Source organism: Bacteroides sp. 1_1_14 (assembly GCF_000162515.1).
In the GTDB taxonomy this organism is placed as follows: Bacteria; Bacteroidota; Bacteroidia; order Bacteroidales; family Bacteroidaceae; genus Bacteroides; species Bacteroides thetaiotaomicron.
In genome coordinates this window covers 18,360-29,801 of record NZ_GG774705.1, presented here as the reverse complement: position 1 = coordinate 29,801, position 11,442 = coordinate 18,360, and the positions used below count along the sequence as shown (strand labels likewise).

Below are 11,442 nucleotides of genomic sequence, written 5' to 3'. Positions count from 1 at the left end.
GAATAACTCTCTGAAAAATCGCTTGCGGTTCATTTTTTAATCCAGCTTCAGTACGGCGAGGAAGGCTTTCTGCGGCACTTCCACATTACCGATTTGTTTCATTCGTTTTTTACCTTTTTTCTGCTTTTCAAGCAGTTTACGTTTACGGCTTACGTCACCACCATAACACTTCGCAGTTACATCCTTGCGAACTGCCTTAATAGTTTCACGAGCTATAATCTTAGCCCCGATAGCTGCCTGAATAGCGATTTCAAACTGCTGGCGAGGGATTAATTCTTTCAGTTTCTCACACATCCGGCGTCCCATATCATACGCGTTATCGAAGTGAATCAGCGTAGAAAGCGCATCGACCGGTTCACCATTCAACATGATGTCCAGTTTCACCAACTTGGAAGGACGGAAACCATTGGGATGATAGTCGAACGACGCATATCCTTTCGAAATACTCTTCAACCGGTCATAGAAGTCGATCACGATTTCACCCAAAGGCATGTTATAATATATTTCCACACGATTACCGGAAATATACTCTTGTTTCAAGAGTTCTCCACGTTTCCCCAGACAGAGGGTCATAATCGGGCCGATATAATCGGTAGTCGTAATAATAGACGCTTTGATATAAGGTTCTTCAATATGGTCGATCAACGTCGGATCAGGCATACCACCGGGGTTATGCACTTCTTTCATATTGCCTTGTTTATCATATATATTATAAGATACGTTAGGCACGGTAGTAATCACATTCATGTCGAATTCACGATCCAGACGTTCCTGTACAATCTCCATGTGAAGCAATCCGAGGAAACCGCAACGGAAACCGAAGCCCAGTGCCAATGAAGATTCCGGCTGGAAAGTCAGCGAAGCGTCATTCAACTGCAATTTTTCCAAAGAAGCACGCAGATCCTCAAAAATCTTCCGCCTCAATCGGATAGACTCCGGCAAAAACCATTGGCTTCACTTCTTCAAAACCCGCAATCGCTTTATCACACGGACGGGCAACATGAGTAATGGTATCTCCCACTTTCACCTCTTTCGAGGTCTTGATACCCGATATAATGTAACCTACATCGCCCGTACGAAGTTCGTTACGTGGAACCAGTTCCATTTTCAGTACACCTACTTCATCGGCATCATACTCTTTTCCGGTATTAAAGAACTTCACTTTATCTCCCTTGCGGATTACTCCATTTTCGATCTTAAAGTAAGCGATAATACCACGGAAGGAGTTGAATACAGAGTCAAAAATCAATGCCTGCAACGGAGCTTCCTCATCACCTTCGGGATGCGGAATGCGTTCGATAACGGCTGCGAGGATTTCCTCCACGCCCATTCCGGTCTTACCGGATGCACGGATAATCTCATCACGCTTGCAGCCCAACAGTTCTACGATTTCGTCCTCTACCTCTTCGGGCATGGCACTTGCCATATCACATTTATTGATAATGGGGATAATTTCGAGATCATGTTCGATAGCCATATACAGATTGGAGATGGTCTGTGCCTGCACTCCCTGCGATGCGTCTACGATAAGCAACGCACCTTCGCAAGCGGCAATGGAACGGGATACCTCATACGAAAAATCCACGTGCCCCGGAGTGTCAATCAGGTTAAGGATATACTTTTCACCTTTGTAGTTGTACTCCATCTGGATAGCGTGGCTCTTGATGGTGATACCTCTCTCCTTCTCCAAATCCATATCATCAAGCATCTGCCCGTTAGTCACCTGAATAGTGTTGGTAAACTCCAGCAAGCGGTCTGCCAGGGTTGATTTACCGTGGTCAATGTGGGCAATGATGCAGAAATTTCGTATATTCTTCATTCTGAATTCTTATTATTTTGTCTTTTTGGTGTGCAAAGATACGTAAATGGCGGAATATAAAAAAATGCGTTGATAACATTATAATCATGTACCAACGCATTTTTTTATTGCTTAAGTGAGTTACTCGCTTAGATCAATTTGATGAAGAGTTCACCTTCTACTTCTTCAGCAGAAACTTTATCTTCTCTCAATAACCAGCCAAGGCCGAGGAACAAATCTTTGTCAACCAATTTAGTTGCTTTTTTCAGTTGCTTGGCAGTCATTCCTTCTGTTTCATTCAGTGCATTCCAGATATTACCTGCGATTACACCTGCTTTTTCTTTCAACATTTGCTTTTGAAATTATAGTTAGACATGCTTTAAAAATCATCCGGCCCGAAAGCTTTCAGATTTTATTTCGGGGACAAAGATAGTTATTTTTATGTTATATAACACTTTATTGAATCTTTTTTTGCTGATTTTGTAATAAAAAAGCATTTTATCCCCTTATTTAGGGTGTTTTTCGAGGTATTCTACCCAAATTCTTGCCGCTTCTTCCACCATTTTAGCACACGGACGTTTGCTATAATATTGAGTATTACGTTCTTCGGGAACAGTCGAAATCGGCTCTTTTTTCTTTAATCCCAACAATACTCCGCAAATCAACGACCCGTTGCGTTTTTTAAATTCGGCAGCCAATTCCTGCACTACCGCATAGTTTGCAGCTTTTCCTTCACGATCTGTCGCTTCGGTAGCTCCGGTTTCCAGTCCGGCTATCAGGAACAGTCCGCAAGCAGCCCCGCATGTCTCACGCATCCGCCCGATTCCTCCGCCAAAAGAGGCTGACATACGCACTGCCTGCTCCTGTGTGAAACCATACATATCGGCAAATGCAGCTACTACAGACTGCGAGCAGTTATATCCGCTCTTAAAAAGTTCTACAGCTTTTTGTATTCTATCTTCCATGCTATTTTCTGTTTTTATTCTATTTCCAAAGCCATTGGACAATGATCTGAATGTACGGCATCGTTCAGTATGCTGGCACTTTTCAGCATCGGACGTACCGGCTCACTGGTCATGCAATAGTCAATCCGCCAGCCTTTATTCTTGGCACGCGAATTAAAACGATAGCTCCACCACGTATACTCCTGTTTCTCCGGATAGAGCAGACGGAAAGAATCAATAAATCCTGCAGAAAGGAAACGAGTCATCCATTCCCGTTCTTCGGGCAGGAAGCCGCTGTTCGTGGCATTCCGGACAGGATCATGAATATCAATCGGCTCATGACAGATATTATAGTCACCGCAAAGGATAAGGTTCGGACGAGTCTTGCGCAGCTCTGTCACATATTTCTGAAAGTCTTCCAGCCACACCATTTTAAATGCCTGCCGTTCGTCTCCGCTCGTTCCCGAAGGATGATAAACACTGACTACGGACAAGTCGCCAAAATCCGCACGGATAAAACGCCCTTCATTGTCATAAGCTTCTATCCCCATACCATATTCCACATGATCGGGTTCCTGCTTAGTAAGGATCGCCACACCGCTGTATCCCTTCTTTTGTGCAGAATAGAGATAAGCCTTGTAACCCAAAGCTTCAAATACTTCTGCCGGATATTGGTCCGGCTGTAGTTTTGTCTCTTGCAGACAAAGAATATCCGGATTCTCCTGCACCAGCCATTCCGGCAAACCTTTAGAAACGGCAGCACGAAGCCCGTTCACATTATAAGTAATAATCTTCATCATTTTATAGTTTATAGATTTATGTTCGTTTTATGAAAACAGCAGCATTATATTCAATGCCGAAACAATGACTGCAATAGCATATAATACAAAAGTACTCCAACGGCTATTGACATAATTCCCCATTACCTTTCGGGATGAAGTCAACCCTACTTGCAGGAATACCGTGAAAGGCAACTGAATACTCAATATCATCTGCGAAAGCAGTAATCCCTTGAATGGATCGCCAATAAAGAAAATCAGCAACAGCGCAATTCCCAACGAAAGGATTACTCCTACCTGCGAGTGACTGTCTTTAATATGATATGACTCTCCAAAGATACCTGCAAAGATAGAACCTGCCGCCATTCCGCTTGTTATAGTGGACGAAATACCTGCCATCAACAGAGCCAATGCGAATACGATTGCCGCATTACTTCCCAACAAAGGTTCAAGCAGTGATTTGGCTTGTTGCAATTCTTCCACCTGAATGCCGCTTTTAAAGAAAGTAGCAGCAGCCAGCAGAATCATAGCACTGTTAATTGCCCAGCCAACGATCATCGAGAAAAGCGTATCGAACAACTCGTATTTCAATACTTTCTTGATAGACGCATCGTCTTTCTTATTATACTCGTGACTCTGTATTACTTCCGAATGCAGAAACAGATTATGAGGCATCACAACCGCTCCCAGCACACTCATAATAATCAGCATACTACCCTTCGGGAAAGCAGGCGTCACCCAACCCATCGTCGCAGCCGGCCAGTCTATTTCTACCAGAAACAATTCATAAATAAATGAAAGACCGATCACCGAGACAAAAGCAATAATGGAACGTTCTATCTTTTTATAGGAGTTGGTAAAGAGCATGATGGAGACAAAAAGTGTGGTCAGCACCGCCCCCCACATAATAGGCATATCAAACAGCATCTCCAATGCGATGGCTCCTCCCAGAATCTCAGCCAATGAAGTAGAAATAGACGCCAATACCGCCGTACCCAAAATAGGACGGGATACCCATTTAGGAGTATATTTCGTAGCGGCTTCCGAAAGGCAAAGCCCCGTAACAATCCCCAAGTGAGCAACATTATGCTGGAGGACAATCAACATGATAGTGGATAAGGTGACCACCCAAAGAAGTGAATAGCCGAACTCGGAACCTGCGGCAAAATTTGATGCCCAGTTGCCCGGATCAATAAATCCGACAGTTACCAAAAGTCCGGGACCAATATATTTAAAAACATCCAGTCCGCCCAGATAACGTTTATGATCTTTCCGTTTCAAGTCTTGAAAAATATTCTTCATCATTGCATAATAGTTTATTCAGCACAAATATACTTATAAATAACGACCGAAGGTCGATTTTGGTTCAAAATACCGACAAATAGGGAAAGGTACGGCACAATAAAAAACCTCCGGCAAAATGAATTGCCGGAGGCCAGTGTATATTTTATAAAGGGAGACTTCCGTTAATATCCCATTTCATGCAGTGCATGGCACAACTGATCGGGACATGACGTCGGTCTGCCACTGCAACGTACTCCTTCAAGTTTCTTGATAACCTCTTCTACCTTCATTCCCTTTACCAGACGTGAAAGTCCCTGAAGATTTCCGTTACATCCTCCCCAAAAGGCAACTTCCTTCACAACTCCATCTTCTACATTCAGTTCGATGTTTGTGCTGCAAGTACCCTGGGTTCTATAAACATATTCCATAATCCGCTTACTCCTCGTTTCCGCCTTCTTCCGGCTTCATGTTTGTATAAACAGTCTGCACGTCATCAAATTCTTCAAGACGTTCTATCATCTTATCTAAAGTTTCGCGTTGTTCCGGAGTTACCTCTTTCAGATCGTTCGGGATATAAGTAAAATCACCGCCGACATCCTCGAAGCCACACTCTTCAAGATGTTTCTGAATAGCGGCATAGCTCTTAGGATCACCGTAGATAGTGATTGTTCCTTCTTCGTCATCCTGTTCGTACTCATCTTCTACGTCGTAATCAATCAGATCAAGGATCAGTTCTTCCATATCCATGCCGTCCTTTATCTTGAAAGTGAACATACATTTATGGTCGAAAAGGAAAGCCAATGATCCCATTGTTCCGAGGTTACCACCAAATTTATTGAATACAGAGCGTACATCGGCTACCGTACGAGTCGTATTATCAGTCAGCGTATCTACAAAGACAGCAATTCCGTGAGGACCGTATCCTTCGTAAGTCATGCTCTTGTAATCGCTCTGATCCTTACCCATTGCATTCTTAATCGCACGTTCGATATTGTCCTTCGGCATATTCTCACGCTTACAAGTAGCGATGACCGAACGCAGTGTCGGGTTATTTTCCGGTTCCGGACCACCCGCCTTCACGGCAATAGCGATCTGTTTACCCAGTCTTGTAAATGTTTTAGCCATGTGGCCCCATCTTTTCAGCTTTGCGGCTTTTCTATATTCAAATGCTCTTCCCATTGGTTTGTATTAATTTTGAATTGTGAATTTTAAATTTATCTCAATTTTGCATTCAGCTTATCTTCCAGATTCTTCACCAGTTTAGACATGATCTTATCGATCATCTTATCGTTCAGCGTCTGAGTTTCATCCTGAAGCAGGAAGCTGACCGCATACGATTTCTTACCTGCTTCGATGTTCTTACCTTCGTATACATCGAAGAGTTCCACTTCTTTCAGCAGTTTCTTTTCTGTATCGTAAGCGATTTTTTCGATTTCGGCAAACTGTACGTTCTTGTCGAGCAACAATGCCAAGTCACGCTTCACAGCAGGGAATTTGGAAATTTCCTTGTAGCTGATCTTCACTGAACGGATAGCCTTCATCAGTTCTTTCCAGTTCAAGTCGGCATAATACACCTCATTATCTATATCGAATGCTTTCAGCAGTTTCTTCGTCACAACGCCGAAAGAGGCAAGACGCTTCCCCCCCTTGGTATGAACAGAAAGTGCGGTAGCGAAAATATCGTCAGTCAGATTGCCAACTACCAGGTTGTGCAAATCCAGTCCCAGGCGCTTCAATATATTCTCTACATAAGCCTTCAATTCGTATACCGAACTGTTTTCATCCGGGTGTGCCCATGAATTAGCGACTTTCTTTCCAGTCACCCACAAACCCAAGTGATAGTCTTCCGAATAGGTAGCCAGTACTTTTTCCGGATTCTTCTTGTCCGCATCGAAGTAATAGCAGTTACCGAATTCGAAGAATTTCAAATCGGCATTCTTGCGGTTTGCATTGTGAGCGATACTTTCCAGTCCACCGAACAGCAATGTCTGACGCATACAGTTCAGATCGGCACTCAGTGGATTCAGCAGCATCACCAGATGGTTGGATGAATAGTTCTCCAGACCGTCGTAGTAAGCGGCACGAGTCAGAGAATTATTCAGTATTTCATTGAAGCCACAGCCAACCAGCTGTTCTGCAACCAGATTCTGTAATTTGTTTGATTTATCATGCTCACCCTTGGTTGTCAGACTGGAGTTCAGCGTAGTCGGGATTTCTACATTATTATATCCATAGATACGTAGAATATCTTCGATCACATCGCAATCACGCTGTACGTCTACACGATAAGGAGGAACGGCCAATGTCAGTCCGTCAACTGTCTCATTCATGATTTTCATTTCCAGGCTGGTAACAATGCTCTTGATCGTTTCCACGGGAATCACTTTACCAATCAGCGAATTTACTTTCTCATAAGAAAGTTCTACCATAAAGTCTTGTGGAGCTGCAACGCAAACATCCTTAATTTCGGATGAGATAGTGCCACCGGCCAGTTCTTTCACCATCAGAGCAGCCAGTTTCAGACAATAGATTACTCCGTTCGGATCGATGCCACGTTCGAAACGGAAAGAAGCATCCGTATTCAGACCGTGACGACGGGCAGTCTTACGCACCCATGTAGGATGGAAATAAGCGCTTTCGATAAATACATCTGTCGTAGCTTCCGTAGAACCGGAATCCAGTCCGCCGAATACACCGGCAATACACATCGCTTCTTCTTTGTTGCAGATCATCAGATCGCGTTCGTTCAACTTGCGTTCCACTTCATCCAATGTGACGAATGGAGTGCCTTCCGGCAATGTCTTGACAATTACTTCATTGCCTTTTATCTTTCCGGCATCGAAACAATGCAATGGCTGACCGAAAGCATGAACGATATAATTAGTAATATCCACTACATTATTAATAGGACGTACACCGATCAGGCGCAATTTATTCTGCAACCATTCGGGGCTTTCCTTCACAGTAACGCCTTTCACCGTAACGCCGGCATAGTGAGGACAGGCTTCGCTGTTTTCAACCACTACTTCGATATCCAAATCATGATTTTCCACCTTAAATCCATCTACAGATGGACGTTGCAAAGTAGCCTGCTTGCCATTCTGAATCAGGTAAGCATACAAGTCGCGGGCCACACCATAGTGTGAGCAAGCGTCTGCACGGTTAGGAGTAATATCTACTTCGAGTACGTAGTCACTCTTGATATTATAATAGTCTTTGGCGAGAGTACCCGGAACAGCTTCAGCCGGCAACACGATGATTCCTGCATGATCGGTACCAATACCGATTTCGTCTTCTGCACAAATCATCCCTGTAGATTCTACACCACGGATTTTTGACTTCTTGATAGTAAAGCATTCATCACCGTCATAAAGTTTGGTACCCAAAGTGGCAACCACTACTTTCTGTCCGGCAGCTACATTCGGAGCACCGCATACAATCTGTACAGGTTCGCCGTCTCCCAGATTGACGGTAGTGATATGCAAATGGTCGGAATTCGGATGTTCTTCGCAAGTCAGCACTTCACCGATTACGAGTCCTTCCAAACCACCCTTAATGGTTTGCACTTCTTCTACACCACCTGTTTCCAAGCCGATTGAGGTCAGCGCAGCAGCCGTTTCATCGGGGGTCAAATCAAAGTTGACATACTCTTTCAGCCAGTTATAAGAGATATTCATATAATTAAATTTTTATTGTTTCTCAAAAAGTTTCGCAAAGTTAATAAGATTTTTCGGTTGACATAGAACGATTTGAGAGAAAAATGTCAAGAGAAGCTAAACTAACAAGGACCTGACTGTATTATTCCCCAATAAATTCATGGTTGGTGACAAAGTGGCAAAAAATAAAGGGGTATTCTTTGTCATTTTTGCCACCTATCCCTATCAGAATACAACCCGGCTATACTCTATAAAAAATAATCGACCGCTCGATTGGAGTAAATCGAGCGGTTATTTTCATCTGACTAAGCGGTCATTTCTATTCAACCCAAACGAATGTTTTTTAGAAAGGTAACGGCCCTTCCGTTGCACCGAACGGATTATTTCCCTGCGGAACAAAGTCCGGTTCCGGCGGAGGCGGAGGCATAGCACCGGCATTCAGTTTAGACCCCAGCATGGCACCTGCAGGTTCACCCGGCATCGGTATAACCATATCATCTTCCGGATTAGAGAATCGTGTAAACTCACCTTTGAATCGGAGCAAGACTTCACCTACCGCACCATTACGATGCTTGGCTATCACAATTTCCGCCATACCGCGAAGGTCGTTACCACGATCATCCTGATAAATCTTATAATATTCCGGACGGTGAATAAAACACACCATATCGGCATCCTGCTCGATGGCTCCGGATTCACGAAGGTCACTCAACTGAGGGCGTTTACCGTCAATACCTTCACGACTCTCCACACCACGATTCAACTGCGACAAGGCTATAATGGGAATGTTCAACTCCTTTGCCAATCCTTTCAACGAACGAGATATCGTACTAACCTCTTCCTGACGGCTACCGAATGCCATACCACTCGCATTCATCAACTGAAGGTAGTCAATAATAATGATTCTCACCCCATGTTCACGCACCAGACGACGCGCTTTGGTCCGGAGTTCAAACACAGACAAAGACGGAGTATCGTCCACATAAAGCGGAGCATCCAGCAGATCTTTCAGTTTGTAGTCCAACTGTTGCCACTCATAGCTTGCCAATTGTCCACTTTTGATCTTCTCACTCGGAATCTCACAAACATTGGTGATAAGACGGTTGACCAACTGGACGTTACTCATTTCAAGAGAGAACAACGCTACCGGATTCCGATAATCAACAGCAATATTTTTAGCCATAGAAAGTACGAAAGCTGTCTTGCCCATGGCAGGACGGGCAGCGATTATAATAAGGTCGGAGTTCTGCCAACCGGAGGTCATCTTGTCCAGTTTCGTAAATCCACTTTCAAGACCACTCAGACCGTCTGTTCGTGCAGCCGCTTTCTGAATCAGCTTATACGCTTCGTCAATTACCGGATTAATCTGCGTATAGTCTTTCTTCATATTCTGCTGGGAAATCTCAAACAACTTACCTTCCGCCTCCTGCATCAAGTCATCCACATCCAGTGTCTCATCAAAAGCCTTGCTTTGAATATTACTGGTAAACGTTATCAATTCGCGCGCCAACGATTTTTGTGCAATAATACGGGCGTGATATTCGATATGTGCGGAAGAAGCAACCTTACTGCTCAACTGAGTAATATAGAACGGTCCACCGACCTCTTCCAACTCACCTCTTTTGCTCAACTGCTCTTTGACCGTCAGAATGTCCACCGGCTTCTGATTAACGGCAAGATCAGTAATGGCAGCATAAATCAACTGATGACGATGCTCATAAAATGACTCCGGGCGAAGAATCTCACTCACCAGCGAATAAGCATCCTTCTCAATCATTAAAGCACCCAACACCGCCTCTTCCAGCTCCGGTGCCTGAGGTTGGATACGACCATAATCATTGACCGGTTGTACTTTAGTTGATTTTGTGTTACGGGAATTTCTTCTTTGTTCAGCCATCTGCTTATATACAATTTTATGATTTACAATTTATGATCCCCGGCTTTTATACATAGTAAAAGCCGAAAGGGATGACAAAGATAGAATATAATAATGAAGAAAAGATAAGGAAAAATGAAGATTTTAGTAACTTTGTCACCAATAGCATAAATTCGCAACCCATAATTTAAAATTCTAAAATAATAATTCAGAACGAATATGATCACTTTCCCAAACGCAAAAATAAACCTGGGACTCTCTATTACCGAGAAGCGTCCGGACGGATATCACAACCTCGAAACCGTATTCTCCCCCGTCGCTCTCGAAGATGCGCTGGAAATCCGGACCAGCCCCGAAGCGGACAAAAAGTTCTCCCTGCATCAGTACGGAATGGAGATATCCGGTAATCCAGAAGACAATTTAGTGGTGAAAGCATATCTGCTATTAGATAAAGAGTTTCACCTCTGTCCTATCGAGATCCATCTGTACAAACACATTCCTTCCGGTGCCGGACTGGGAGGAGGCTCATCAGACGCGGCTTTCATGCTGAAATTACTCAACGAACACTTTCAGCTGAATTTATCCGAAGATCAGCTGGAAATATATGCCGCAACTTTGGGAGCAGACTGCGCTTTCTTTATCAGAAACGCCCCGACCTTTGCCGAAGGAATCGGTAACATATTCTCCCCCATTCCACTATCCTTAAAAGGATATAAGATTCTGATCATCAAACCGGATGTATTCGTATCAACGCGGGAAGCTTTCGCCAATATTCACCCTCATCATCCCGAATACTCGATCAAAGAAGCGATCAAACGCCCGGTAAATGAATGGAAAGAGATATTAATCAATGATTTTGAAGACAGCGTATTCCCCCAGCATCCGGTGATCGGAGAAATTAAAGCCGAGCTATACAGGCAAGGGGCTGTTTATGCCTCTATGAGCGGTTCCGGTTCTTCCGTATATGGATTGTTCGAGCCGGAAGGGACTTTACCTGAAACCGATTGGGGAACTAACGTATTCTGTTTTAAAGGCAGGCTGTAAAAGAGTAACAAAAAACGGTACCACGACTCCCGTCGTAGTACCGTCACAACACAAACACAAA

General features: G+C 43.8%; 9 protein-coding genes and 1 pseudogene. 1 reads left to right on the top strand and 9 read right to left on the bottom strand.

Annotated features, from left to right (window positions below):
* Window positions 1-36 precede the first annotated feature (36 nt).
* From lepA to dnaB, 9 genes and pseudogenes are all read right to left on the bottom strand, one after another.
* Window positions 37-1,819 (bottom strand): annotated as a pseudogene (gene lepA / locus HMPREF9007_RS14785) (translation elongation factor 4).
* Window positions 1,820-1,947: 128 nt separating this feature from the next.
* Window positions 1,948-2,148, bottom strand: coding sequence for a winged helix-turn-helix domain-containing protein (locus tag HMPREF9007_RS14790; protein WP_008761257.1), 201 nt, complete (start codon window positions 2,146-2,148; stop codon window positions 1,948-1,950).
* Between the two features lie 156 nt (window positions 2,149-2,304).
* The gene (locus tag HMPREF9007_RS14795) at window positions 2,305-2,763 is read right to left on the bottom strand and encodes a C-GCAxxG-C-C family protein (protein WP_008761256.1); all 459 of its coding nucleotides are present in this window, start codon (window positions 2,761-2,763) and stop codon (window positions 2,305-2,307) included.
* A 14-nt stretch (window positions 2,764-2,777) separates the two neighbouring features.
* Window positions 2,778-3,539: an exodeoxyribonuclease III gene (locus tag HMPREF9007_RS14800; protein WP_016267370.1), complete on the bottom strand. Its 762-nt coding sequence runs from the start codon at window positions 3,537-3,539 to the stop codon at window positions 2,778-2,780.
* Between the two features lie 30 nt (window positions 3,540-3,569).
* A complete protein-coding gene (locus HMPREF9007_RS14805) occupies window positions 3,570-4,823 on the bottom strand; it encodes an Nramp family divalent metal transporter (RefSeq protein WP_008761254.1) in 1,254 nt (417 codons plus the stop codon).
* A 164-nt stretch (window positions 4,824-4,987) separates the two neighbouring features.
* Entirely contained in the window at window positions 4,988-5,233 is a 246-nt protein-coding gene (locus tag HMPREF9007_RS14810) for a TIGR03905 family TSCPD domain-containing protein (RefSeq protein WP_008761253.1), read from the bottom strand.
* Between the two features lie 7 nt (window positions 5,234-5,240).
* Window positions 5,241-5,984 carry a YebC/PmpR family DNA-binding transcriptional regulator gene (locus HMPREF9007_RS14815; RefSeq protein ID WP_008761252.1) on the bottom strand — a complete coding sequence of 248 codons (744 nt, stop codon included), beginning with the start codon at window positions 5,982-5,984 and terminating at the stop codon, window positions 5,241-5,243.
* 35 nt (window positions 5,985-6,019) lie between these two features.
* Window positions 6,020-8,482 (bottom strand): phenylalanine--tRNA ligase subunit beta, encoded by a 2,463-nt coding sequence (gene pheT / locus HMPREF9007_RS14820; RefSeq protein ID WP_008761251.1) that lies wholly within the window; start codon window positions 8,480-8,482, stop codon window positions 6,020-6,022.
* Between the two features lie 322 nt (window positions 8,483-8,804).
* Window positions 8,805-10,358: a replicative DNA helicase gene (dnaB, locus tag HMPREF9007_RS14825; RefSeq protein ID WP_008761250.1), complete on the bottom strand. Its 1,554-nt coding sequence runs from the start codon at window positions 10,356-10,358 to the stop codon at window positions 8,805-8,807.
* Window positions 10,359-10,556: 198 nt separating this feature from the next.
* Between dnaB and ispE the strand changes: the two genes are divergently transcribed.
* Complete coding sequence (gene ispE, locus HMPREF9007_RS14830) at window positions 10,557-11,381, top strand: 4-(cytidine 5'-diphospho)-2-C-methyl-D-erythritol kinase (RefSeq protein ID WP_008761249.1); 825 nt, start codon at window positions 10,557-10,559, stop codon at window positions 11,379-11,381.
* The last annotated feature ends 61 nt before the right edge of the window (window positions 11,382-11,442 follow it).

Coding starts and splice junctions, on each gene's coding strand:
- HMPREF9007_RS14790 (WP_008761257.1), bottom strand. CDS start 2,148: ATGTTGAAAGAAAAAGCAGGTGTAATCGCAGGTAATATCTGGAATGCA.
- HMPREF9007_RS14795 (WP_008761256.1), bottom strand. CDS start 2,763: ATGGAAGATAGAATACAAAAAGCTGTAGAACTTTTTAAGAGCGGATAT.
- HMPREF9007_RS14800 (WP_016267370.1), bottom strand. CDS start 3,539: ATGAAGATTATTACTTATAATGTGAACGGGCTTCGTGCTGCCGTTTCT.
- HMPREF9007_RS14805 (WP_008761254.1), bottom strand. CDS start 4,823: ATGAAGAATATTTTTCAAGACTTGAAACGGAAAGATCATAAACGTTAT.
- HMPREF9007_RS14810 (WP_008761253.1), bottom strand. CDS start 5,233: ATGGAATATGTTTATAGAACCCAGGGTACTTGCAGCACAAACATCGAA.
- HMPREF9007_RS14815 (WP_008761252.1), bottom strand. CDS start 5,984: ATGGGAAGAGCATTTGAATATAGAAAAGCCGCAAAGCTGAAAAGATGG.
- pheT (WP_008761251.1), bottom strand. CDS start 8,482: ATGAATATCTCTTATAACTGGCTGAAAGAGTATGTCAACTTTGATTTG.
- dnaB (WP_008761250.1), bottom strand. CDS start 10,358: ATGGCTGAACAAAGAAGAAATTCCCGTAACACAAAATCAACTAAAGTA.
- ispE (WP_008761249.1), top strand. CDS start 10,557: ATGATCACTTTCCCAAACGCAAAAATAAACCTGGGACTCTCTATTACC.